This is a genomic window from Deinococcus ficus, from assembly GCF_003444775.1.
GTDB lineage: Bacteria > Deinococcota > Deinococci > Deinococcales > Deinococcaceae > Deinococcus > Deinococcus ficus.
Genome location: NZ_CP021081.1, coordinates 2,224,468 through 2,246,322, shown reverse-complemented (window position 1 = coordinate 2,246,322; position 21,855 = coordinate 2,224,468). Strand labels below are relative to the sequence as shown.

General features: G+C 70.8%; 24 protein-coding genes and 1 tRNA gene. 12 read left to right on the top strand and 13 right to left on the bottom strand.

Annotated elements, in window-relative coordinates:
- Positions 1–23: 23 nt before the first annotated feature.
- Positions 24–1,481: an Asp-tRNA(Asn)/Glu-tRNA(Gln) amidotransferase subunit GatA gene (gene gatA / locus DFI_RS10925; RefSeq protein ID WP_027463122.1), complete on the top strand. Its 1,458-nt coding sequence runs from the start codon at positions 24–26 to the stop codon at positions 1,479–1,481.
- Positions 1,482–1,569: 88 nt separating this feature from the next.
- Here gatA and DFI_RS10920 read toward each other — a convergent pair whose 3' ends face one another.
- Positions 1,570–2,214: a C40 family peptidase gene (locus DFI_RS10920; RefSeq protein WP_022801281.1), complete on the bottom strand. Its 645-nt coding sequence runs from the start codon at positions 2,212–2,214 to the stop codon at positions 1,570–1,572.
- Positions 2,215–2,569: 355 nt separating this feature from the next.
- On the opposite strand from DFI_RS10920, the gene DFI_RS10915 reads away from it, so the two are divergent.
- The 4 genes from DFI_RS10915 to dtd all read left to right on the top strand — a co-directional run bounded on the left by DFI_RS10915 (position 2,570) and on the right by dtd (position 4,390).
- The gene (locus DFI_RS10915) at positions 2,570–2,941 is read left to right on the top strand and encodes a hypothetical protein (RefSeq protein WP_027463121.1); all 372 of its coding nucleotides are present in this window, start codon (positions 2,570–2,572) and stop codon (positions 2,939–2,941) included.
- 95 nt (positions 2,942–3,036) lie between these two features.
- Positions 3,037–3,615 carry a uracil-DNA glycosylase gene (locus DFI_RS10910; protein WP_420810870.1) on the top strand — a complete coding sequence of 193 codons (579 nt, stop codon included), beginning with the start codon at positions 3,037–3,039 and terminating at the stop codon, positions 3,613–3,615.
- A gap of 29 nt (positions 3,616–3,644) precedes the next feature.
- Positions 3,645–3,941, top strand: coding sequence for a DUF1844 domain-containing protein (locus tag DFI_RS10905; protein ID WP_027463120.1), 297 nt, complete (start codon positions 3,645–3,647; stop codon positions 3,939–3,941).
- Positions 3,942–3,943: 2 nt separating this feature from the next.
- The gene (dtd, locus tag DFI_RS10900) at positions 3,944–4,390 is read left to right on the top strand and encodes a D-aminoacyl-tRNA deacylase (protein ID WP_027463119.1); all 447 of its coding nucleotides are present in this window, start codon (positions 3,944–3,946) and stop codon (positions 4,388–4,390) included.
- Positions 4,391–5,201: 811 nt separating this feature from the next.
- On the opposite strand, the gene DFI_RS10895 is transcribed toward dtd, so the two are convergent.
- The 3 genes from DFI_RS10895 to DFI_RS10885 all read right to left on the bottom strand — a co-directional run bounded on the left by DFI_RS10895 (position 5,202) and on the right by DFI_RS10885 (position 7,394).
- Positions 5,202–5,277 (bottom strand) — tRNA-Lys (locus DFI_RS10895).
- 92 nt (positions 5,278–5,369) lie between these two features.
- Positions 5,370–6,719, bottom strand: coding sequence for a signal recognition particle protein (ffh, locus tag DFI_RS10890; RefSeq protein ID WP_027463118.1), 1,350 nt, complete (start codon positions 6,717–6,719; stop codon positions 5,370–5,372).
- 78 nt (positions 6,720–6,797) lie between these two features.
- Entirely contained in the window at positions 6,798–7,394 is a 597-nt protein-coding gene (locus tag DFI_RS10885; RefSeq protein ID WP_027463117.1) for a peroxidase-related enzyme, read from the bottom strand.
- 71 nt (positions 7,395–7,465) lie between these two features.
- On the opposite strand from DFI_RS10885, the gene DFI_RS10880 reads away from it, so the two are divergent.
- From DFI_RS10880 to DFI_RS10870, 3 genes are all read left to right on the top strand, one after another.
- Entirely contained in the window at positions 7,466–8,116 is a 651-nt protein-coding gene (locus DFI_RS10880) for an MBL fold metallo-hydrolase (protein WP_051307821.1), read from the top strand.
- A gap of 59 nt (positions 8,117–8,175) precedes the next feature.
- Positions 8,176–8,841: a phosphate signaling complex PhoU family protein gene (locus tag DFI_RS10875; protein WP_051138456.1), complete on the top strand. Its 666-nt coding sequence runs from the start codon at positions 8,176–8,178 to the stop codon at positions 8,839–8,841.
- 88 nt (positions 8,842–8,929) lie between these two features.
- Positions 8,930–10,714 carry a M3 family oligoendopeptidase gene (locus DFI_RS10870; RefSeq protein ID WP_043778213.1) on the top strand — a complete coding sequence of 595 codons (1,785 nt, stop codon included), beginning with the start codon at positions 8,930–8,932 and terminating at the stop codon, positions 10,712–10,714.
- A 55-nt stretch (positions 10,715–10,769) separates the two neighbouring features.
- Here DFI_RS10870 and DFI_RS10865 read toward each other — a convergent pair whose 3' ends face one another.
- From DFI_RS10865 to DFI_RS20945, 3 genes are all read right to left on the bottom strand, one after another.
- Entirely contained in the window at positions 10,770–11,570 is an 801-nt protein-coding gene (locus DFI_RS10865) for a class I SAM-dependent methyltransferase (RefSeq protein WP_027463114.1), read from the bottom strand.
- Positions 11,571–11,700: 130 nt separating this feature from the next.
- Positions 11,701–13,308, bottom strand: a complete 1,608-nt coding sequence (gene sppA, locus DFI_RS10860; protein ID WP_027463113.1) for a signal peptide peptidase SppA — start codon at positions 13,306–13,308, stop codon at positions 11,701–11,703.
- Positions 13,309–13,421: 113 nt separating this feature from the next.
- Positions 13,422–14,045 carry a c-type cytochrome gene (locus DFI_RS20945; RefSeq protein ID WP_027463112.1) on the bottom strand — a complete coding sequence of 208 codons (624 nt, stop codon included), beginning with the start codon at positions 14,043–14,045 and terminating at the stop codon, positions 13,422–13,424.
- A gap of 98 nt (positions 14,046–14,143) precedes the next feature.
- On the opposite strand from DFI_RS20945, the gene DFI_RS10850 reads away from it, so the two are divergent.
- Positions 14,144–14,878, top strand: a complete 735-nt coding sequence (locus DFI_RS10850; RefSeq protein ID WP_027463111.1) for a helical backbone metal receptor — start codon at positions 14,144–14,146, stop codon at positions 14,876–14,878.
- A 10-nt stretch (positions 14,879–14,888) separates the two neighbouring features.
- Here DFI_RS10850 and DFI_RS10845 read toward each other — a convergent pair whose 3' ends face one another.
- Genes DFI_RS10845 through DFI_RS10830 form a run of 4 tightly spaced genes read right to left on the bottom strand, consistent with a single transcriptional unit; the run spans position 14,889 to position 17,307 of the window.
- Positions 14,889–15,479 carry a TetR/AcrR family transcriptional regulator gene (locus tag DFI_RS10845; protein WP_022801294.1) on the bottom strand — a complete coding sequence of 197 codons (591 nt, stop codon included), beginning with the start codon at positions 15,477–15,479 and terminating at the stop codon, positions 14,889–14,891.
- A 57-nt stretch (positions 15,480–15,536) separates the two neighbouring features.
- The gene (locus tag DFI_RS10840) at positions 15,537–16,202 is read right to left on the bottom strand and encodes an LrgB family protein (RefSeq protein ID WP_027463110.1); all 666 of its coding nucleotides are present in this window, start codon (positions 16,200–16,202) and stop codon (positions 15,537–15,539) included.
- The gene (locus DFI_RS10835) at positions 16,199–16,609 is read right to left on the bottom strand and encodes a CidA/LrgA family protein (protein WP_022801296.1); all 411 of its coding nucleotides are present in this window, start codon (positions 16,607–16,609) and stop codon (positions 16,199–16,201) included. The genes DFI_RS10840 and DFI_RS10835 overlap by 4 nt, the downstream gene beginning before the upstream one ends.
- A gap of 8 nt (positions 16,610–16,617) precedes the next feature.
- The gene (locus tag DFI_RS10830; protein WP_022801297.1) at positions 16,618–17,307 is read right to left on the bottom strand and encodes a 5'-methylthioadenosine/adenosylhomocysteine nucleosidase; all 690 of its coding nucleotides are present in this window, start codon (positions 17,305–17,307) and stop codon (positions 16,618–16,620) included.
- A gap of 89 nt (positions 17,308–17,396) precedes the next feature.
- Between DFI_RS10830 and DFI_RS10825 the strand changes: the two genes are divergently transcribed.
- Positions 17,397–18,578 carry a MalY/PatB family protein gene (locus DFI_RS10825; protein ID WP_027463109.1) on the top strand — a complete coding sequence of 394 codons (1,182 nt, stop codon included), beginning with the start codon at positions 17,397–17,399 and terminating at the stop codon, positions 18,576–18,578.
- Between the two features lie 64 nt (positions 18,579–18,642).
- Here DFI_RS10825 and hisG read toward each other — a convergent pair whose 3' ends face one another.
- Together hisG and hisZ are read right to left on the bottom strand one after the other, a co-directional pair.
- A complete protein-coding gene (hisG, locus tag DFI_RS10820; protein WP_027463108.1) occupies positions 18,643–19,281 on the bottom strand; it encodes an ATP phosphoribosyltransferase in 639 nt (212 codons plus the stop codon).
- Positions 19,278–20,468 (bottom strand): ATP phosphoribosyltransferase regulatory subunit, encoded by a 1,191-nt coding sequence (gene hisZ / locus DFI_RS10815; protein WP_027463107.1) that lies wholly within the window; start codon positions 20,466–20,468, stop codon positions 19,278–19,280. The genes hisG and hisZ overlap by 4 nt, the downstream gene beginning before the upstream one ends.
- Positions 20,469–20,517: 49 nt before the next feature.
- Between hisZ and DFI_RS10810 the strand changes: the two genes are divergently transcribed.
- Together DFI_RS10810 and DFI_RS10805 are read left to right on the top strand one after the other, a co-directional pair.
- On the top strand, positions 20,518–21,105 hold the full coding sequence (locus tag DFI_RS10810; protein WP_027463106.1) for a hypothetical protein: 588 nt from the start codon (positions 20,518–20,520) through the stop codon (positions 21,103–21,105).
- A 37-nt stretch (positions 21,106–21,142) separates the two neighbouring features.
- The gene (locus tag DFI_RS10805; RefSeq protein WP_027463105.1) at positions 21,143–21,805 is read left to right on the top strand and encodes a hypothetical protein; all 663 of its coding nucleotides are present in this window, start codon (positions 21,143–21,145) and stop codon (positions 21,803–21,805) included.
- Positions 21,806–21,855: the final 50 nt, after the last annotated feature.

The window sequence follows — 21,855 nt, the reverse complement described above, 5'->3', positions numbered from 1 at the left end:
GGCCCCCGGTAGACTGGCGCGGTATGCCCGTGTTCCCTGAGCTGCCCTCCGCCACCGACCTGGCCCGCGCCGTGACGACCGGCGACGCCACGCCCCGGGCCCTGCTGCAGGACGCCCTGGCCCGCATCGAGGCGGCCCGCGACCTGAACGCCGTGGTCAGCCTGAATGATGGCGCGGCCGCGCAGGCGGACGCCGTGGCCGCCCGGGTCGCGGCCGGCGAGCGGCTGCCGCTGGCGGGCGTGCCGGTGCTCGTCAAGGACAACATCAACGTGACCGGCACGCCCACCACCTGCGGCAGCCGCATCCTGCAGGGGTACGTGAGCCCGTACGACGCGACCGCCGCCGCGCGGCTGACCGCGGCGGGCGCGGTGATCGTCGGCAAGGCGAACATGGACGAGTTCGCGATGGGTTCCAGCACCGAGAGCAGCGCGTACGGCCCCACCCTGAACCCCTGGGACCCGGCGCGCGTGCCGGGCGGCAGTTCCGGCGGGAGTGCGGTCGCGGTCGCGGCGGACCTCACGCCGGTCAGCCTGGGCAGCGACACGGGCGGCAGCGTCCGGCAGCCGGCGGCCCTGACCGGCGTGTACGGCCTGAAGCCCACCTACGGCCGCGTGAGCCGCTACGGCCTGGTGGCGTACGCCAGCAGCCTGGACCAGATCGGGCCGTTTGCCCGCACCGCCGCTGACCTGGCGGTGGTGATGAACGTGATCGCCGGGCACGACCCGCGCGACGCGACCAGCCTGAACGCCCCGCCGCAGTTCGCGCCGGGCACCGCCGACGACCTGCGGGGCCTGCGGGTGGGCGTGATCCGCGAGAGTCTGGACGGGAACACCGCCGGCGTCACTGCGGCCCTGAACGCCACCCTGGACGCCCTGCGCGGCGCGGGCGCCCAGGTCAGCGAGGTGAGCCTGCCCACCCTGCGCCACGCCATCGCCACGTACTACCTGATCGCCATGCCGGAGGCGAGCAGCAACCTCGCCCGCTTCGACGGCATGGTGTACGGCCCGCGCGCCGCGGCAGGCGACGTGACGCAGAGCATGACCCTGACGCGCGAGCAGGGCTTCGGGCGGGAGGTGCAGCGGCGCATCATGCTGGGCACCTACGCCCTGAGCAGCGGGTACTACGACGCGTACTACAGCAAGGCCATGCGCGTGCGCCGCCTGATCGCCGACGACTTCACGCGCGCGTTTCTGGACGTGGACGTGCTGGTTACGCCCACCAGCCCCTTCCCGGCCTTCCGGCGCGGCGAGAAGACCGGGGACCCGCTGGCGATGTACGCCGCGGACGTGGACACCGTCGCCGTGAACCTGGCGGGCCTGCCGGGGCTCAGCGTGCCCGCCGGGATGGAGACCGTGGACGGCGTGGCCCTGCCGGTGGGCGTGCAGTTCATCGCCCCGGCCCTGCAGGACGAGCGGCTGGTGCGCCTGGCCGGGGGACTGGAGGCGGTGGGCGCGGTGCAGGTGGCCCGGCCGGCGCGCTGAGTCCCAAATCAATCAAAGGAAGCACCCCCGCGGATGATGCGGGGGTGCTTCGCTGTCGATGAAGGTCTCGGCCCTCAGGCCCGGAGGCTCAGTTCAGGACGCGGCGGGCGCCGTTGTAGCGGGCGGCCCAGTAGGGGTTGCCGAACAGGGGCTCGATCATGCTGCGGCCGTGGTAGCTGTTGGCGTTGGCCATCATGCCGTCGCCGAGGTAGATGCCGACGTGGCTGGCGGTGCGGCCGGTGGTGTTGAAGAACACCAGGTCCCCGGCGCGCAGGTCGCGGCGGCTGACGGAGCGCCCGGCGCCCCACTGGGCGGCGGCGGTGCGGGGCAGGCTGATGCCCATGCTGCGGAACACGTTCTGGGTGTAGCTGCTGCAGTCGATGCCGCCGCGGCCGGTGCCGCCGAGAACGTAGCGGATGCCGAGGAAGCGGCTGGCGGCGGTGCGGATGTAGGCGCCGCCGGTGCCGGTGGTGGTCACGGCGGGCTTGGCGGCGGTGCTGGCGGCCTTGGCGGGCGCGGCCTTCGCGGCGGCGGTGGTCTTGAGAACCTGGCCGACCTGGATGGTGGAGCTCTGCAGGCCGTTGAGGCTCATCAGCTGCGCGGCGCTCATGCCGGTGCTGCGGGAGATGGAGTAAAGGGTGTCGCCGGTCTTGACGGTGTAGCTGGCGGCGGAGGCCGGAACCGTGAAGCTGAGTGCAGCGGCGAGGGTCAGGAGGATTCGGGAAGCGTTCATCGACGCCTGGAAGTTTAACGCATCTTTATTTATGCGGTCTTAATTGTCGGGGGAAGTGGCGCCCTGTATGCGCCTATACGGCAGCTATGCGGTGCCCGCCTGCCTGTGTGAGAGCCGATCTTGCGCTCCTGCTCAAGATTCTCAGAGAAACCCTCATGACTGGGAAAACACCACATTTCCCCTGAACCACGTCTAAAAAGCGGCCTTTGAACTATTATACTTTCTCATTTTACTCATCTATGAAATGTGGGCCAGCCCTGTCCACCCCGCCCGGCCCCACCCGGACGCCCCCACCTATACTGGCCGGAACTCTGGCCCCCGCCCGCACCCACGACCCCCGGAGGTCCACCCACACATGAAAGAACTGATCACCACCGAACAGCTCCAGCAGGGCCTGAAACACTACCGCCGCATCGCCCGGCAGGACATGCTCCGCGCCGCCGAGACCCCCCACCCGGACGCCTTCCTGAAACACGCCGAAAGCCGCCGCGAGGTCTACGCCCTGCTCGGCGAACACGCCGAGGCCAACGACACCCAGGCCGTCATCACCCGCGCGCTGGAGCTCTACCGCAACCTGCCCTTCGTGACCGGCACCCCCGAACACGAACACCCGGACATCAAGGGACAGGAAAACGCCCTGGAGAACTTCTTCCTGCTGGTCGGCCTGGACCCCAAGACCCGCCGCGAGGCCCGCAGCAAACGCGTGAAGCTGGGCGACACCCCCTGAACGGCGCGCCCGGCGCCCCGCCCTCCACCCTGGCCGCCCTGCACGCCCGCAACCTAGAGTGCACCGCCTGCCCCCTCCGGCCCGGCAGCACCCGCGTGGTCGTCGCCGAAGGCCCCGCCGACGCGCCCCTGGTCATCATCGGGGAAGGCCCCGGCCGCACCGAGGACCAGGCCGGGCGGCCCTTCGTCGGCCCGGCCGGGCAGCTGCTGGACCGCATCCTGCACGCCGCCGGCCTCCGCCGCGCCGAGACGTACCTGACGAACACCGTCAAATGCCGCCCCCCCGGCCGGGACCCCACCCCGCAGGAAATCCTCACCTGCACCGATCACTGGCTGCACCCGCAACTCAGCCTGCTGCGGCCCCGCGTCATCGTCACGCTGGGGAACACCCCCACCCAGACGCTGCTGCGCACCACCCGCGGCATCACGGACCTGCGCGGCCACTGGTACGCCTTCACCCACCCGGACGCCCAGGGCGGCCAGTCCCAGGCCCTGCTGCGGCCCCTGTACCACCCCGCCTACCTGCTGCGCCGCGACGAACGCACCCCCGGCAGCCCCAAGAGCCTCACCTGGCACGACATCCAGGAGGTCGCCGCCGTCCTGCGCGGCGAGCGGGAGCCCGCAGCGCCCCTGCCCGTCCCGCTGGACGAGCCCGGGCAACCCGGCCTGTTCTGACGCGCCCGGCGACGAGTATCCTGCCGGGCATGCCCCACCCGGAATTCGTCGGCCTCGTCAACTCCCTGCAGGCCACCGCCGAGGCCGCCCTGGGCGACCTGAACGCCGCCACCGCCAGCGCCGCCCGCGACGGCCTCCTGACCGAACAGCGCGCCCGGCAGACCGCCGAACGCAGCCTCAAACTCCTCACCATGCTGGCCGACAAGACCCGCGGCAACCTGGACTTCACCGAAAGCGACCTCCTCACCGACGCCATCGCCAGCGTCCGTGCCCGCCTGCAGGAAAGCCAGGACGCCCCGCCTGCCCCGCCTCAACGTGGCAACTGACCGTGCGCGCCGTTCTCCAGCGCGTCACGCACGCCCGCTGCACCGTGGAAGGCCAGGTCACCGGGGAGACCGGCCCCGGCTACCTGATCCTGCTGGGCGTCGCACCCGCCGACACCAGCGACACCGCCCGGACGCTCGCCGCCAAGATCGCCCGGCTGCGCGTGTTCAGTGACGAGCAGGGCAAGATGAACCGAAGCATTCAGGACATCGGCGGCGGCGTCCTCAGCGTCAGCCAGTTCACGCTGCACGCCGACACCAGCCGCGGCAACCGCCCCAGCTTCATCCGCGCCGCCCCGCCCGCCCAGGCCGAGACTCTCTACCACGAGTTCAACGCCGCCCTGCGCGCCCAGGGCCTCCCGGTGGCCGAGGGCGTCTTCGGCGCGCACATGAGCCTGGACCTGTGCAACGACGGACCCGTCACCATCCTCCTGGACACCGAGATCGCCTGACCGGCGTTTACCCCCAGTTAACGCCCGGTCCCTACCCTGCATGCAACCCAATCACAGACCCGCCCGGGTGAAGGCGGTAGGCGGGGGCTTTCTTCAGCTTCATAAGCATGCCCTGATCGTGTGCTAGATAGGGGTTACTCAGGTGCGCGGAGGGTTCCCTTCCACTCTGGTAGACAAGCGCTTCACACGGGCACGTAACCGCCAGTGTTACCCCGAGTACATTCCGTTCGAACAGGCGCTTCGTTCCATCTTAAAATCTTCGGAGATGAAGTGTGTCCTTTTCTTGCTGCCTCTCGCCCTTGCCGCCTGCGCGCCCACAACTTCCTATCAGGTTGAGACGCTGCCACTTCGGACGGGTCAGGTGTGGCGATACACTCTCCTTGAGACAGACAGAGCCCCTGAATCAGTTGACATCACGGTGGAGGATATCGGTGACCCCAGTTCTCGGGGGCGTGTGAGCCGTTTCCAGCCTCTGAGTGGCGTTCAATCGTCGCCGCGTGAGGAAGCAGTCCTGTATTACACTCCCCCCTTCGCCTCGTCGACTCAACCTCTCAATTCGGGGCTGACAGCGCAACTGAGACGGGGGACCATCTTTAAGAGCTGCCGAGTTCGTGATGTAGTCAACACACGGTCACATTTCGAGGGCGATCTGACTCTTTACGATGGACTCTCGAGCAGAGTTAAAGCAAGCCTGATTGGGAAATGCACGCTAGAGCTGGCGAAAGTCGCTTACTGAACAGTCTGCGTCGTAGCAAATAGTCGGATCAACCGCAGGTAAAAGCAAGAACCCCCGCGCGGGGCGGGGGTTTCCTGGTGGGTCGCCCGGGACTCGAACCCGGAACCCGCTGATTAAAAGTCAGCTGCTCTACCAATTGAGCTAACAACCCTGAACTGCCGCGCCCGCGGGGGGCGTTTTTGCAGCGGGTGTGAGTATACGGAGGGCTGCCGGGCGTGTCAATCGGGCGGGGTGAATGGGGCCTTATCGTTTGAGATTCTGGGGGCCCATGGGCGCGCGGGGCGGTTTCATGCCGCGCATGCCCTTGCCGCCGGGGCCGCTGAACCGCTGGAGCATTTTCATCATTTCCTTCATCTGCTCGTGCATTTTCAGGAGTTTGTTGATGTCCTGCACGGTGTGGCCGCTGCCGGCCGCGATGCGTTTGCGGCGGCGCCCGTCGATGATCTTGGGGTTGCGGCGTTCCTTGGCGGTCATGCTGCTGATCATCGCGTCGATGCGTTGCAGCTGCTTCTCGTCGATGTTGAAGCCTTCGGGCAGGGCGCGGCTCATGCCGGGAATGAGTTTCATCAGGTCGCCCAGGGGGCCCATCTTGCGGATCTGGCGCAGCTGCGTGAGCAGGTCTTCCAGGTCGAATTCGCCGGGTTTCTTGACGTCCATGGCCTTGAGGTCGGCCTGCTGGGCGCGTTCGATGAGGCCCAGCACGTCGCCCATGCCGAGGATGCGGCCGGCGACGCGGTCGGGGTGGAACTGGTCGAGGCCCTGGAGCTTCTCGCTGGTGCCGGCGAAGTAGATGGGTTTGCCGGTCACGCTGCGGGCGCTGAGGGCCGCGCCGCCGCGGGCGTCGCCGTCCATCTTGGTGATGATCAGGCCCGACAGGTGCACGCGCTGGTCGAAGGTCTGCGCGACGTTCAGGGCTTCCTGGCCGGTCATGGCGTCCACGACGAGCAGCGTCTCGGTGGGCTTGAGTTCGTCCTGCAGCGCGGCGAGCTGATCCATGAGCGCCTCGTCGATCTGGAGGCGGCCGGCGGTGTCCACGATCACGAGGTCGCGGTAGTCGGTCTTGAGGTGCTCGTCGAGGCGGCGCCGGGTTTCCTGCGGCGTCTCGCCGTCCTGCACTTTCAGGACGGGTACGCCGACCTGGTTGGCGAGGACCTCGAGCTGGTCGCGTGCGGCGGGGCGCTGGGTGTCGGCGGCGACGAGCAGCACGCGCCGGCCCTTGGCCTTGTAGTGCGCGGCGAGCTTGCCGGTGCTGGTGGTTTTCCCGGCGCCCTGCAGGCCGACCATGAACCAGACGTTGCCGTCGGTCTTGAGTTCCGGCTGGTGGGTTTTGCCGCCGAGCGTTTCGATCAGTTCGTCGTGGACGAGTTTCACGACGGTCTGGCCGGCGTTCAGGGAGCCCATGACCTCCTGCCCGACGGCTTTCTCGCTGACGCGGGCGACGAAGTCCTTCGCCACGCCGAAGTTCACGTCGGCTTCCAGCAGGGCCATGCGGATCTCGCGCATGGCGGCCTTGACCTGCGGTTCGGTCAGCTGGCGTTCCCGGCCGACCCGGTCCAGAATGTCCTGCAACTTGCTGCCCAGCGCCTCAAACATTCTGCGAGGCTACCACGCAGGCCCGCGGCCAACTGTCGCGCACACCGGCCGGCGCGGGCCTTTCCGGTCAGGGTGCGCTCAGCTGGGTTGCTGGTCGGGGGCGCTGCGGGCCTGCTCGTGGTACTCGGCGTTCGGGGTGAAGCCCAGGGCGCTGCTCACGCGGTTGGTCATGTTGAACATGCCGATCACCTGCACCGCTTCCAGGATCTCGGCGTCGGTCAGGCCCTGCGCTCGCAGGGGCGCGAGGTCGCCTTCCTGCATCTGGGCGGGGGTGAGGGTGAGTTTCTCCGCGAAGGCGCATAGGGCGGCCTGCCGCTCGCTCAGGCGGGCGTGGCGCCAGTTCACGGCGACCGTGTCGGCGGTCACGGGGTCCAGCGTGTGGTGGCGCAGGGCCGCGCCGTGCGAGACGGCGCAGTACACGCAGCGGTTCAGGCCGCTGACGACCACCGCAAGCAATTCCCGCTCGGCGTTGCTGAGGTGGCCTTCCTTGTTCACCAGCAGGTTGAAGTAGGTCCACCAGGCCAGGAACTGCTCGCCGTTCAGGGCCTGGGCGCGGAACACGTTGGGCACGAAGCCCATGTTCGCCTCGGCCTTCGCCCACAGCTTGCGCACGCCCTCGTGGGCACCGTCTTCGTCGGGAACGCTCAGCCAGGAGATGCGGTTGGTGGTCGTCATGTCACGCGGTATAGAGCGCGCAGGGCCCGGATTTCTGAACCGGGTTCAAGAAGTGGGGTACAGTCCCGGGCATGAGCGGCCTCACCCTGCACGTCCGGACGCTGTACGCCAACGTGTACCTGCTGAACAGCCCCGCTGGGCGGCTGCTCGTGGACGCCGGCGGCCCCCTGCACGCCCCCCTGTTTGCGCGGCTGCTGCACGCCTTCCGGCCGGACGCGCTGCTGGTCACGCACGCGCACCTCGATCACCTGGGCGGGGCCTTCCTCGCCGCCCGGCTGGGCCTGCCGGTCCTGGCGCACCCGCTGGAGATCCCGCGCCTCACCGGCCGGGAAACGGACCTGTCCTACCCGGCCGGGCGGCCCGGGGTAGCCCGGGCGCTGTTCGGCGCGGCGCCCAAGGTGCCGGCCGGAGCGGTGAGCGCCGTGCAGGAGGGCGACCACGTGCTCGGCTGGGAGGTGCTGCACCTGCCCGGCCACACCGCCGGGCAGATCGGCCTGTGGAGGGACGGCCACCTGATCGCTGGGGACGCTGTGCTGGCCGGCCCGGACGGCGCGCACCTGCCCAAGCCGAAGTACAACGCCGACCATGCTCAGGCGCTCGCCACCCTGAAGCGCATCGCCGGCCTGGACACGCGGGTGGTGTGGCCGGGGCACGGCGGGCCGCTCACCCCCGCGCAGGTGCGGGCCCGGGCGGTCCGCGACGACCCCCAGACGCCTTCATGAAGGGACGCGGCCCCCGTGCTCCTGACGGACGGATCACAACCCACTAAGATACTCCTGCCATGCCGGACGCCCGCAGCAGCAGCGCCCATATCACGGGGAGGTTCCTCCGGATGCTCAGCATCACTCTGGAGGAACTGGACGCCGTGCGCGACGCCAATGCCCGCGCCGAGTTCGCCGGCCTGGGCGACCGAGCCCGGACCCTGGAAGCCGAGACGAACGCCCTCGAACTGGAAATCGAGGACGCCTGCCTGCAGGCCTTCGCCAGCGGCCTGGAACCCGGTGAGCTGGAATTCCACCTGCTGGTGTTCCGCAGCCTCACGAACCTGGAACGCGTCGGGGATTACGCCTTCAAGGTCGCGCAGGACCTCGAATCCCTCGCGCCGCGCGCCCGCAGCGCCACCCTGCAGGACGTGCTGCCGCTGGTCACGCTGCTCAAGGAGATGGTGGAAACCCTGGCCTTCGCCTTCGCCGAGCGGGACGTGAAGGCCGCCCGCGAGGTCATGAAACTGGACTTCGAGCAGGTGGACGCCCTGTACGAACAGATGCAGCGCGCCAGCCTGACCCGCCTGATGGAACGCCCCGAGGACAACGAGGTGGCCCTCACCGCCGGCCGCATGGCCCGCAACCTCGAACGCCTGGGCGACCACCTCGTGAACATCGCCGAGCGCCTGGAGCGGCTCGTGATGGGCCACAGCCACACGCACCGCCTGCTGAACTCCCACTGAGGCGCCGGTCCGGGTAGGCCAATTGACCTACCCGGAGGCGCGGGTGGCGCTCAGCCGCGGGATTGCACCGGGACTTACACTCGGGGGCATGACCACACTGGAGATGCCGCGCTGGCGGACGGACGACCTGTACGCCGGCCTGGACGACACGAACTTCACGGCTGACCTGAGCGCCATCCAGACCTGCGTGACCGAACTGGAAACGCTGTTTGACAACCTGGACATCCGCCAGGGCGCCCCCGTGACGCCCGCAACGCTGGACCGCGTGCTGGACGCCATGAACGCCCTGACCGCCCGGCGCCTGCCGCTGGGCTCGTACATCAACGCCTTCACCAGCGTGGACAGCCGCAACGCCCTGGCGCAGCAGAAGATGGGCGAACTGGTCACCGCGACTCTGCCCATCGGCCCGCTGCGCTCCCGCCTGACCGCCTGGCTGGGGGGCCTGAACGACGACGCCCTGAGCGCCCTGCTGGCCGACTCCCCGACCGCGCGGGACCACGAGCACTTCATCCGCAAGAGCGTGAAGTACGCCCGGCACCAGATGACCCCGCCCGAGGAGGACCTCGCCGCGCGCCTGCACCCCAGCTCCGGCGGCGGCTGGACGAAACTGCACGGCAACTACACCAGCCAGCTCACCGGCGAGTACCGCGGCCAGCCCCTGCCGGTCACCACCCTGCGCGGCATGCAGAGCGACCCGGACGAAACGGTGCGCAAGGACGCCTTCGACGCCGAGATCGCCGCCTGGAAGACAGCCGAGATGGTCTGCGCGGCCTGCATGAACGGCGTGAAGGGCGAACAGGGCACCCTGGCGGCCCGCCGCGGCTTCGCGGACGCCGTGGAGCCCAGCCTGCTGATGAACGGCATCGACCGCCAGACACTGGACGCCATGCAGGCCGCCGTCGTGCGCAGCCTCCCGGACTTCCACCGCTACTACCGCGCCAAGGCCAAAGCGCTGGGTAAAGCGAAACTGGACTGGTGGGACATCACCGCCCCGGCCGGGCAGAGTGCCACCGAATGGACCTACGGCGCCGGCATGACGTTCGTGGAAGAGCAGTTCCGCACCTACAGCGCCAAACTCGGGGATTTCGCCGCCCGCGCCTTCCGCGAGGACTGGGTGGACGCCGGCCCCCGCGACGGTAAGCGGGGCGGGGCCTTCTGCATGGGCTGGGAAGGCGACGCCAGCCGCATCATGATGAACCATGCCCCCAGCCTGGACAGCGTGTCCACGCTGGCGCACGAACTCGGGCACGGGTACCACAACCTCGTGAAGGCCGCGCGCACGCCCCTGCAGAAGGAAACGCCCATGACCCTGGCGGAAACCGCCAGCATCTTCTGCGAGACGATCATCCAGAACGCAGCGCAGGCCGGCGCGCAGGGCGCCGAGAAGCTGTACGTGCTCGAAACCCAGCTGCTCGGGTCCTCGCAGGTCGTCGTGGACATCCACAGCCGCTTCCTGTTCGAGCAGGCTGTGTTCGAGAAACGCGCCCAGCGCGACCTCACCCCTCAGGAACTGTGCGACCTGATGACCTGGGCGCAGCGTGAGGCGTACGGCGACACCATTGCCACCCTGCACCCCTACATGTGGGCGGTGAAACCCCACTACTACGGCATGCAGTTCTACAACTACCCGTACACCTTCGGGCTGCTGTTCGGCCTGGGCGTGTACGCGCAGTACGTGCAGGCCCGCAGCGAGGGCCGTGAGGCCGAATTCCAGGCGAAGTACGACGACCTGCTCGCCAGCACCGGCCTGGGCGACGCCCGCAGCCTCGCGCAGCGCTTCGGGATCGACCTGCACGCCCCGGACTTCTGGGAAGGCAGCCTGAACGTGATCCGCGCGCAGATCGACGAGTACGTCCGCACCGTCGGCGCGTAAGGGCCAACGGGAGCAGGCGCCGGGGAGTTGCCCTGGCGCCTGCGGTCCGTTGTGCTCAGGGTACGCGGCCCTGCACCGCCCAGGCGCGCGCCGTGAGGGGAATGCGGCCGTCCCCGGTGCGTGCCAGCCGCGCCTCCAGCCGCTCCCGGATCTGCGTCTGCACGCCAGCGTCCAGCGTGGCGAGGTATGCGGGCGCCGCGCCCTGCTTCCTCAGAAACGGCTGCCAGTAGTCGTCGAAATCCCGGAACACCGTGGGAATCTCGATGGCTGTCACTGTCGTGCCCGTCAGCCCGCCGGCCTCCCACAGGGCGGCGAGGGCGTCCGGGGCGCAGATCGGAAAGCGGTCCGCCTCGTCCACCTGGGCGTCGTCCGGGCTGAGCTCCAGGGCCACGTCCCAGAAGTGCCGCATCATCTGCATGCCCCCCGCGTAATCCCACACGTACGCCGCCACCGTGCCTCCGGGCCGGGTGACGCGCACCATCTCACGCAGCATGGCGGCGTGGTCCGGCACGAAATTCAGCACCAGGCCGCTGACCGTCACGTCATGCCGGGCGTCGGTGGGCAGCTGCGTGGCGTCCCCCACCAGAAACTGCGCCCGCGGGTCCGTCACCTGCGCCCGCGCCGCCTGGACGAAGCCCCCGGCCCGGTCGATGCCCAGTACCGACGCCGGCCGCGTGCGGTCCAGGATGGTGCTCACCAGGGCGCCGGTGCCGCACCCCACGTCCAGCCACGCCGCGCCTGCCGGGGCGGCCAGCCACGCCAGGAACGGCCCGGCCACCTGACGGCTCCAGCGGCCCACGTACTGCTCGTAGGCGTGGCCTGTTCCCCACAGTTCCTTCGGTGCGCTGTCGGTCATGCCAGGCCCTCCTCTGGGCGGGACGCGTCCTGCTGGGTTTCGAAGACCGGAGAGACTTCAGCGTACCAGCTGCCCGGGCAAACAGAACTCCCCTCCCGGGCGGGGGAGGGGAGAGGCCGGCTGGGGGCGGTCAGCGGACCTTGAGGTCCCGGTCCAGCCACGTCAGCACGCGCTCCTGCCCGAACGGCCACACGCTGACCTGCGCGGCGTCCCGGACTTCCTGCACGAACTCCGGCAGCGGCCCGTGGCTTTTCGGGGCGGCGGTCCAGGTGGGGGCGTCCAGGGGCAGGCCGGCCAGTTCGGCAGCGCGCTGCACGCCAGTGTGCAGGTCCCCGAGCTCGTCCACCAGCCCGAGGTCCAGGGCGTCCGCGCCGGACCAGATGCGGCCGCGGCCGATCTCGTTCACGCGCTCCTTGCTCAGGCCGCGGCCCTCGGCGACGCGGGTGGTGAAGCGGTCGTACACCTCGGCGATGCCGCGCTGCATGTGCTCGCGTTCCTCGTCGGTAAAGGCGCGGCTGGTGGTGAACTTCAGGGCGCTGGCGCGGCCCACCCCCTCGGGCCGCAGGCCGTGCCGCTCGTTGAACTTCTCCATGACCGGCTTGCCGCTGACCACGCCGATGCTGCCGGTCAGGGTGTACGGCGAGGCGACGATGTGGTCCGCGCCGGCCGCGAGGTAGTACCCGCCACTGGCGGCGTACTCGCCCATGACCACCACCACGGGCTTGTCGCTCGTTTCGATCTCGCGCCACATCAGGTCGCTGGCCAGGGCGCTGCCGCCGCCACTGTTCACGTACACCACGATGGCCTTGGTGTGCTTGTCGTCCTTGGCGCGTTTCAGGGCGCCCACCACGGTGTCCGACCCGGCCATCGGGCCGCCCAGCAGCGGCAGCGGCAGGGGGTTGTGCTTGCTCCTGCCGGGCACGATGGTGCCGATCACGGGCACCACCGCGATCCGGTCCTTCTTCCCGCCGGCCTTGCCGAACTGCGCGGCGAGCAGGTCCACGACCGCCTGGAGGGGCCGGGTGCCGGGGCCGACCAGTTCGTCCTCGTACGCGACCTTGTCGAGCAGCCCGGCGTCCTTCATGGCGCGGGCGCTGGTGAAGTCCGCGTCCAGCCAGCCGCGCGCCACGTCCTCGCCCACGCCGCGGGCCTCGGCCAGGTCACGCACCCAGGCGGTTTCGGCGCTGTCCAGGTACGCCTGAAGCTGCTCACGGTTGTGGTCGTCCATGCGGTCCTCGCTGAAGCGCGTGAGGGCCGCCTTGTACTCCTTGATGCGCAGGTTCTCGAACTCGATGCCGTGCTTCTTCAGGAATTCACCCATGAAGGTGGGTTCCACCGCGAAGCCGGTGAGCATCACGTCCGCGGACTCGGGCGCCACGAGTTCCTTCGCGCCGCTCGCGGCAATCAGGGCGGTCATGGTCAGCTGCGGCAGGAACGCCACCGTGCGCTTCTTCTCCGACAGGCGCCGCAGCAGCCTGCGGATGGCGTGCGCGGTCGCCGGGGACGCCGTGAACTCGCTGACGCGCACCAGCACGCCGTGCAGCCACTCGGCATTGCCCAGGGCGTCCACCCGGGCGCGCAGCGCCTCCAGGGACTCGGTGCGGCTGAGCAGCGCCTGGATGGGCTGCGTGGGCGACCGCTCCGGGTACGGCCCGGTCAGGTCCAGGACCACCCACGTCGGATGCGACACGCCGTCCGGGAGGTTCAGCTTGTTCAGGAACGGGAGGTTCAGGCTCATACCCGTAAAGTACGCGCCCCACCCCCCCAGGGTTCCGGTCCCGCTCACGGTTCCCCGGCGCAAGCAAAGCGGGCCGCCCCGTCAGGAGCGGCCCACCGGAGTTTCAGCTGGGTTTAGAGGCCCTGGACGTACTTGTGCAGGTTCAGCAGGTCCGTGTCGGTCAGCTGCGAGGCCGTGAAGTGCGGCATCATCGCGCCCAGGTCGCGGCCGGGGGCCTTGCCCTCGCGCACCGCGGACGTGAACTGCTCCAGCGTCCAGGTGTTCGCTTCCTTGGTCATGGCCGGGCCCACGCCGCCCTGGCCCTCGGCGCCGTGGCAGCCGGCGCAGCTGCTGGCGAACGTCTTCCCGCCGGCGGTCTCGTCGCCCTCAAGCTCGGCGGCGCGGGCGGTCTGGTTGGGTTCCTCGCCGGTGGCGCCGGTCGCGCCGGCCACGGCGCCAGCGTCGGTGCTGCTCACGGGCTCGGGGTTCCCGGCGGGCGTCTCGCCGGCCTCGCTTCCGTCCACGGTGCTGCCCGCGACCGGCGCGTCGCCTTCCTGCGCGGGTTCGGCCGTGGTGGTGCCGGACTCGTGGGATTCGGTGTTGGCGGTGGTTTCATGGCTTCCGGCCGTGTTCGCCGCGCCGTGCGTTTCCGTCTCGGCGCCGTGGTGGCTTGCCGTGCCACGGTTGTAGGCCAGCATGGAGCCCCCGATAACGAAGGCCGCCAGCAGGGTGGCCGTGACAGCGAAAGTGTTCTTCATAACTCCCCTCAGCCTACCACACGGTCAGGGCCCGCCCGGCCCCCGCCCAGCCGCTCCAGGCCGTCACCGCCGCATGACCCCGCGCTACCCTGACAGGCATGCGCGTCGCCTCCCTCGTCTCCAGCAACACCGACATCGTCGCCGCGCTGGGCGCCACGCCGCTGCTCGTCGCCACCGACGACTACAGCGACGCCCCCGGCCTGGAGCACGTCACCCGCCTCGGCAAGGATCTGGACATCGACGTGCCCCGACTCGCCGCTGCCCGCCCGGACCTCGTGCTGGGCAGCCTCAGCGTGCCCGGCATGGACCGCGTGATCGCTGAGGTGCAGGCCGCCGGGCTGCCCCTGCTGATCCTGGACCCGGTCAGCGTGCCGGACGTGCTGCGCGACCTGCGCGCCGTGGGAGAGGCGCTGAACCTGCCCGCCCAGGCCGAGGCGGCCGCCCGCACGCTGGAAGCCGACCTCGCGGCGCTGCGCGGCACGTACGCCCGCCCGCCGCGCGTGGTGGTGGAATGGTGGCCCAGACCCATCATCGCGGCCACCCGCGACTCCTGGGTGACCGACCTGCTGGCCGGCCTGGGCGCCGTGAACGCCTTCGCGGAGCGGCCCGGGCGCAGCACCCCCCTGCACCTGCATGAGGTCCGGGACGCCCGCCCGGACCTGATCGTGTGCTCCTGGTGCGGCGCGAGGAAACTCCGTCCCGAGGTGATCGAGGCCCGCGGCCTGGGTGTGCCCGTCACCTGCATCCCGGAAAGCGGCCTGGGCCGCCCCGGCCCGCGCCTGATCGAGGGCGCCCGCGCCCTGCGCGCCGCGATGGACGCCCTGACCCTCTGAGCTTCCCGGCTCAGCGGCCCAGGATGGCCCGCAGGCCCTCCAGGCAGTCGGCGCGGTAGGCCTCCAGGTCCGGGGCCGGGTCGGCCAGGAACTGCACGCTCAGGCCCTCGATCAGCGCCCGAAGCCGCCGCGCCCGCCCCACCGCGCCCGCCCCGTCCCCGGCGCCGCCCAGCGCCGCGAGTTCCAGGTCCAGGCGCAGCGTCTCCCGCAGGAAATCCCGCTGCACCGCCATGAGCTCCGGGTCGCGGGTAGCGGCCGCCAGGAAGTCCAGCGACACCGTGGAAAAGCGCCGGGTGGACTCCACCGTGTAGAACTGGTTGTCCACGAACGCCCGCAGCTTCCCGTCCGGCGTGCCCGCCTGCCGCAGCGCGCGGCGGGTGGCGGCCGTGATGGTACGCGTGAAGCGCCGCATGACCGCCGACAGCAGCCCCGCGCGGCTCCCGAAGTGGTACACCAGCGTGCCCCGGCTCACGCCCGCGTGCGCGGCGATGTCCGCCAGGGTCACGCCGGCGTACCCTCGCTCGTAGATCGCCAGGTACGCCGCCCGCTCCAGCGCCGCGCGCCGCTGCCGGTCCTGAATGGGGTTCACGGTCCGCGCCACGCCCCCAGCATCCCGGCTGCGACGGGCAGAGTCAAACCCGCTTCCGGCCCGCGCCGTTCAGCGCCCCGCGCTCAGGAGCGCCACGACCAGCGTCACCGCCAGCGCCGCCAATCCCATGCCCAGGCTGCTGGCCGCGCCTGCCAGTTCTCCTTCCTCCCGCGCGCGGGCCGTGCCCACCCCGTGCGACACGCTGCCCATCGCCACGCCCCGCGCCAGCGGATGCCGCACGCCCAGCAGCGACAGCCACCCCGGCAGCAGCAGCGCCCCCAGCAGGCCCGACAGGACCGCCAGCGTGGCCGCCAGCGCCGGCGGCGCCTGCGTGAACTGCGCGAGCTGCAACGCCACCGGACTGGTCGCCGGGGCCGTGCCCAGCGCGCGCGCCGCGTCCACGCCCACCCCAAGCACCCGCGGCAGCGCGTGGTCCACCGCCACGGCGCACAGCGTGCCGCCCAGGCCGCCCACCAGCAGCGCCCGCCACTGCCGCGCCAGCAACGCCCGCAGGCGGTACATGGGCACCGCCAGCGCCACCACCGCCGGCCCCAGCAGGAACGTCAGCGGCCGCACGTCCCGCGCGTACGTCTCGTACGGCACGCGGGTCAGCAGCAGCGCCGCCACCACCGCCAGCGTCGCGACCAGCGTGGGGTTCAGCAGCGGCGACCGGACGCGCGCCTGCAGCAGCACCCCCAGCACGAACGCCACCAGCGTCAGCGCCGTCCAGGTCACCCGGGCCCGCCTTCGGGGCGCACCAGCCGGGCGGCCACCACACCGGCCACGCCCGCGCCGGCCAGCAGGCCCGCCACCAGCACCAGCAGCCACGCCCCCCACGCCGCGCCCGCCGACAGGAACTGAATGACGCCCACCGTGGCCGGCACGAACAGCAGCCCCAGCACACCCAGCAGCCCATCGGCGGCCTCCAGCAGCCAGTGCAGGCGCACCACCCGCAGCCCCAGCGCCGCCCACAGCAGCGCCATGCCCACCACCGGCCCCGGCAGCGGCCACCCGGCCCACGCGACCAGCCCCTCCCCGAGCGCCGCGAAGCCCGTCAGAATCCCGGCGCCCAGCACGAACCGCGCCGGGGCCGGCAGGCGCGCCGTGACCGACCCCTCCGGGAAGCCGAGTTCCGGCGCCACGCCCGCCCCTACGCGCCCAGGCGGGAGAGCATGCCGCGCACCACCTGCTTGGCGTGCCGGGCGACCAGCGGCATGAACGTCCGGTAATCCACGTTCGCGTCGTGGTCGGCGGTGTCACTCACGCTGCGGATCACCACGAACGGCACCCCGGACTTGGCGCACACCTGCGCGACCGCCGCGCCCTCCATCTCCGCGCAGGCCGCGCCGAAGTTCTTCCACAGCCGCAGCACGCCCTCCTGCGACGCGATGAACTGATCCCCGCTCGCCACGCGGCCCTCCACCACGCGGATGTTCTCCACCTCCTGCGCCGCCTCCATCGCCACGCGCCGCAGCTCCGGGTCGGCCGCCCAGCTCGGCGACTCGTCCGGCACGGTGCCCGGCTCGTAACCCAGCGGGGTCACGTCCACGTCGTGCTGCACGCAGTCCGTGCTCACCACGATGTCCCCGACCCGCAGCTCGGGGTGCACGCCGCCCGCCACGCCCGTGAAGATCACCCGGGACGCGCCGTTCACCAGCAGGTACGTGGCCGTCATCGCCGCGTTCACCTTCCCGATCCCGCCCTTCGTGACCAGCACCGGCACGCCGTCCAGCCGCCCGCGGTGCAGGGTCACGCCCGGGTAGGTCAGGTCCTCCCGACCCTTCAGTTCCGAAAGGAGCAGCTCGATCTCCTCGTTCATCGCGCCCATGATCGCCAGCATTCCCGCCAGTGTACGCCCCGCCCGCACGCGCCCGGGCACGTCTGAATTGACATGGCGCGTCCTCACGCGCGGCGCGTAAGCTGGGCCGCATGACCACCACGCCCGACGTCGCCGGCGACCCCCACGCCGGACTCGACCCCGCCCGGCTGCGTCACCCCGATTCCGTGAAATGGGCCCTGCACCCCGAGGGCGTGATCCCCATGTGGATCGCCGACATGGACTACCCGGTCGCCCCCGTGATCCTGGACGCCCTGCGCGCCCGCCTGGACCGCAGCGTCGGCTACCCCGGCGACCCCCGCGAACTGCGCGCCGCCCTGAAGGACAAACTGGCCGCGCAGGGCCTCACCGACCTCCCGGACGACGGCCTGGCTTTCACGCCCAGCGTCGTGCCCGGCATCTACAGCGCCATCAACGCGCTCACCACGCCCGGCGAGGCAGTCGTCACCATGACGCCCATCTACCACCCCTTTCACCTCGCCACCACCGAACAGGGCCGGCGCAGCGTGGGCGTGCCCCTCAAGGAAGGCGAGGACGGGTACGAGATCAACTGGTTCGGGCTGGACAACGCCGCCCGCAACGCCCGGCTGCTGCTGCTGTGCCACCCCCACAACCCCACCGGCCGGGACTGGACGCCGGACGAACTCGACCGCCTGCGCGACATCGTCGTGAAACGCGACCTGTTCGTCGTCAGTGACGAACTGCACGCCGACCTGCGCTACGCGGATACGCCCTTCGAGGCCTTCGCCGCCGACCCCAAGGTCCGCGCCCGCACCGTCACCCTGACCGGCCCCGCCAAGGCCTTCAACACCGCCGGCCTGGGCATCGGCGCGATGATCAGCCACGACCCCCGCCTGATCGCCCGCCTGAAAACCGGCCTGATGGGCCACGAAAGCGCCCTGAGCCGCACCGCCTGGCAGGCCGCCCTGGAAGGCGGCACGCCCTGGCTGCAGGACACCGTGGCCTACCTGCGCGGCAACCGCGACTTCATGACCGCGTACCTGCGCGAGCATCTGCCCTGGGTGAAATTCTTCCCCGTGCAGGCCACGTACCTGCAATGGCTGGACCTGCGCGCCCACCCCCGCGCGCACGACATCCAGACGTTCCTGCTCGACGAGGCCAAAGTCGCCGTGCACCCCGGCCCGCTGTTCGCCCCGGACGCCCAGAAGAGCCTGTACGAGGGGTTCGTGCGCGTGAACTTCGCCACCAGCCGCCCCCTGCTGGAAGAGGCCCTGACCCGCATGCGCGACACCCTGAACCGCGACCTGCCCTGAGATTCCCTGAAGAGGGCCGCCCGCCAGGTTCTTCCGGCGGGCGGCGGTGCTGTGTCCTTCAGGCTCAGCCTTCCTGCACGACCTCCCGCAGGCGCTCGATCAGCGGCCGCAGCCGGTCCCGCCGCAATTTCATGGCCGCGCGGTTCACCACCAGGCGCGCGCTGGAGTGCAGGATCACGTCCCGCTCCTCCAGATTGTTCGCCCGCAGCGTCCCCCCGGTCTGCACCAGATCCACCACCGCGTCCGCCAGGCCCGTCAGGGTCGCCAGTTCAATGCTGCCGCTGAGCTTCACGATCTCCGCCGGCAGGCCCTGCGCATTCAGGTACGCCCGCGTGATCCGCGGGTACTTCGTGCCCACCCGGTGAATGGGGCCCTCCGCGCCCACCTCCCGGATCAGGGACAGCCGGCACCCCGCGAAACGCAGGTCCACCGGCTCGTACACCGCCCGGCCCGACTCCAGCAGCACGTCCTTGCCCACGATCCCGGCGTCCGCCACGCCCAGGTCTACGTACACCGGCACGTCCTGGTTGCGCAGTTCCAGGAGCGTCACGCCCGGAAACTCGTGCCGCAGCGCCCGCGACGCCGCCGGCACGTGCAGCGGCAACCCCGCGCGGGACAGCAGCGCGATGGCGTCCTCCATGATCCGGCCCTTCGGCAGGGCCAGCGTCAGGTGCCCCTCCGGGCGGCTCGCGGCCGGCGTCACGCCACGCCCCCCATCTCGAACACCTGCGCGCCCCGCGCCCAGCGCCGGATGCCGCGCGCCTCGCTGAAGGCCCGCAGGGCCGCCTCGTCGTCCGTCCAGGCCAGTTCCGCCGTGAGGCCCGCCGCGCGGGCCGCCTCCGCGCCCGCCAGGTCCAGCGCCAGCACCAGCTCCGGTTCCGGCGGCAGCAGCGGCGCCACCACCTCCGTCAGGCGCTCCAGGCCCACCGCGAACCCCGCGCCGGGCAGCCCGCCCTCCAGCGCGTACCGCCCGCCGCCCAGCACCGGCTGGTTCAGGCCCGCCGCGTACGCCCGGAACGTCAGGCCCGTGTAGTACGTGTACCGCCGGCTCACGCCCAGGTCGAACAGCAACTCGTCGCCCGCCGCGCCCAGCCCGGCCAGCGCCCCCTCGTAGTGCGCAGCCACCTCCCGCAGGTGCGCCACCGCGCCCCGCGCCCGCTCCCCCCGCGCCAGGGCCGCCGCGGCGTCCAGCACCTCCGCGCCGCCGTACAGGTCCGTCAGGCGGTGCAGGGTGCGCGTCACGTCCGCGCTCAGCCCGTCCCGGGCCGCCAGGGCGTCCACGTCCGCGCCACTCTTGCGGTCGATCGCGTCATGCAGCGCCTCCCGCGCCGCCCCCTGCAACCCCGCGTCCTCCAGCACCGCGTCCACGAACCCCGGGAAGCCCAGTTCCAGCACCGCCTCCACCCCCACCTCCCGCAGCGCCGCGCGCGCCAGCAGCAGCAGCTCCGCGTCCCCCGCCGCCGACTGCACCCCGATCAGCTCCACACCCGACTGGTTGAACTCCCGCAACCGGCCCAGCTCACTCGTCTGCGCGCGCAGCCACAACCGCCCACTGTACTGCAGCCGCAGCGGAAACGGCCCGGCCGGGAAGCGCGAGCGCACCAGCCGCCCCACCGCCGTCGTGAACTCGCTGCGCAGCGCCAGCACCTGCCCGCCCGCGTCGATCAGCTTGAACGCCCGGGCGTCCTGCGGATGCGCCGCCGACGCGAACTCCAGGGACGGCACCTCGATCCCCCGGTACCCCCACGCCGCGAACACCCGGGACAGCTGCGCACGCAGATGGTCCCGCTGCGCCCACTCCGGCGGAAGCACGTCCCGCGTTCCCTCCGGGATCGCCGACGAAAAAGCAGCAGCAACAGCACGCGACACAGGCCCACTCACGCGCCGCATTCTAGGGGCGCGCCCCGCCCCCCCGCGCCGCGCCCCTATACTGCCGGGCATGCGTTCCCTGGCGGCCCGCCCGCTGCTTGCCCTGCCGCTGCTGCTCATCCCCCTGCTGGGCAGCTGCAACCGCACCACCGACACCTTCAAGCCCCGCATCACCATCCAGAGCGGCAAAGGCGGCGTCGGCGTGAGCCAGCAGAAGGTGTTCACCGTGACCGGCTACGTCCTCGACGACACCGGCGTCACCAGCATCACCGTGGACGACCGGCCCGTCCCCATCGAACCCGGCAGCCGCAAACTCGCCCGCTTCCGCTTCACCGCCGACGTCAAAGGCGGCAAGGGCACCTACAAGATCGTCGCGCGCGACGCCGCCGGGAACAAGGACGTCATGAACCTCCCCGTCACCATCGACACCGCGCCCCCCATCATCAACGTCACCCGCTTCGAACGCACCGGGAACGTCGTGCGCGTCTCCGGCACCGCCAAGGACAACGACAGCATCCAGGAAATCACCGTGGACGGCAACCGCCTGAACATCACCCCCGGCCCGATCGTCGAGTTTTACGCCGAGACCACCGGTGTCTACGCCGACCTGCAGGTCCGCGACAACGCCGGCAACATCACCAAGAAACGCGCCCAGTAATAACCGGGATTCAGGGTTGGGTATGCCAACATGCCCCATGGACGCGGCCAGCAAAGACCGCCTGTTGCTGCAGGAGTTCGAAGCCCTGCCCCTGAGAGCAGACACGCCCGCCTGGGTGGAGCCGGAGCTGATCGTTCCCGTCCCGCAGGCCCCGGCCTTCCTCTGTCGGCTGGCTGAACTCGACATCGGCCTGCTGACCGGCGTGGAGGTACTCGAACGCCAGCCCGACCAGACGCCGCTGATGATCGGCCAATACACCTTCACTCAGGACCGCACGCTCTGCCTCAGCGCGGCCCTGGACTTCGTGAAGCGGCAGAGCACCGACCACTGCCTGCTGTTCTCCTACCACGTTCTGGATGACGTGCCACGCGGCGTCCGAATCAACCTGCTCCGCAACAAGCCGCCCTACGACGCTCAGGTGGCCGACGATGGACAGGTGGACCTCCGGGACATCACCGACGTGAAACCCGTTCTGGACCTGATCTGGTTCCACACCCGGCTGCTGCACGTCACCACCGATGGCGGCGCGCTGGACCTGACCGACACCCCGGGCCGCTTCGAGCAACTGGAGCAGGCCACCCGCTGGATCACCGACAGGCAGACCCGAACGCCCGGCGTGCGCTTCCAGGTGAGAGGCGTGCTCGAACCGTACACGTCACCACTGCCACGCAAGAGGTGGCTGCTGCCGGTGCTCCGGTAAGGGGCCGGGACCCCCAAGAGCAGTTGGCGCGCACGAATCCTGCTTCACCG

Bases quoted from the DNA above. Each gene is read 5' to 3' on its own strand.
- DFI_RS10810 (WP_027463106.1), top strand. From the start codon at position 20,518: ATGCGTTCCCTGGCGGCCCGCCCGCTGCTTGCCCTGCCGCTGCTGCTC.
- DFI_RS20945 (WP_027463112.1), bottom strand. From the start codon at position 14,045: ATGAAGAACACTTTCGCTGTCACGGCCACCCTGCTGGCGGCCTTCGTT.
- gatA (WP_027463122.1), top strand. From the start codon at position 24: ATGCCCGTGTTCCCTGAGCTGCCCTCCGCCACCGACCTGGCCCGCGCC.
- DFI_RS10865 (WP_027463114.1), bottom strand. From the start codon at position 11,570: ATGACCGACAGCGCACCGAAGGAACTGTGGGGAACAGGCCACGCCTAC.
- DFI_RS10920 (WP_022801281.1), bottom strand. From the start codon at position 2,214: ATGAACGCTTCCCGAATCCTCCTGACCCTCGCCGCTGCACTCAGCTTC.
- DFI_RS10905 (WP_027463120.1), top strand. From the start codon at position 3,645: ATGCCCCACCCGGAATTCGTCGGCCTCGTCAACTCCCTGCAGGCCACC.
- DFI_RS10880 (WP_051307821.1), top strand. From the start codon at position 7,466: ATGAGCGGCCTCACCCTGCACGTCCGGACGCTGTACGCCAACGTGTAC.
- ffh (WP_027463118.1), bottom strand. From the start codon at position 6,719: ATGTTTGAGGCGCTGGGCAGCAAGTTGCAGGACATTCTGGACCGGGTC.
- sppA (WP_027463113.1), bottom strand. From the start codon at position 13,308: ATGAGCCTGAACCTCCCGTTCCTGAACAAGCTGAACCTCCCGGACGGC.
- DFI_RS10885 (WP_027463117.1), bottom strand. From the start codon at position 7,394: ATGACGACCACCAACCGCATCTCCTGGCTGAGCGTTCCCGACGAAGAC.
- DFI_RS10915 (WP_027463121.1), top strand. From the start codon at position 2,570: ATGAAAGAACTGATCACCACCGAACAGCTCCAGCAGGGCCTGAAACAC.
- DFI_RS10870 (WP_043778213.1), top strand. From the start codon at position 8,930: ATGACCACACTGGAGATGCCGCGCTGGCGGACGGACGACCTGTACGCC.
- DFI_RS10830 (WP_022801297.1), bottom strand. From the start codon at position 17,307: ATGCTGGCGATCATGGGCGCGATGAACGAGGAGATCGAGCTGCTCCTT.
- DFI_RS10805 (WP_027463105.1), top strand. From the start codon at position 21,143: ATGGACGCGGCCAGCAAAGACCGCCTGTTGCTGCAGGAGTTCGAAGCC.
- DFI_RS10825 (WP_027463109.1), top strand. From the start codon at position 17,397: ATGACCACCACGCCCGACGTCGCCGGCGACCCCCACGCCGGACTCGAC.
- DFI_RS10850 (WP_027463111.1), top strand. From the start codon at position 14,144: ATGCGCGTCGCCTCCCTCGTCTCCAGCAACACCGACATCGTCGCCGCG.
- hisZ (WP_027463107.1), bottom strand. From the start codon at position 20,468: ATGCGGCGCGTGAGTGGGCCTGTGTCGCGTGCTGTTGCTGCTGCTTTT.
- DFI_RS10875 (WP_051138456.1), top strand. From the start codon at position 8,176: ATGCCGGACGCCCGCAGCAGCAGCGCCCATATCACGGGGAGGTTCCTC.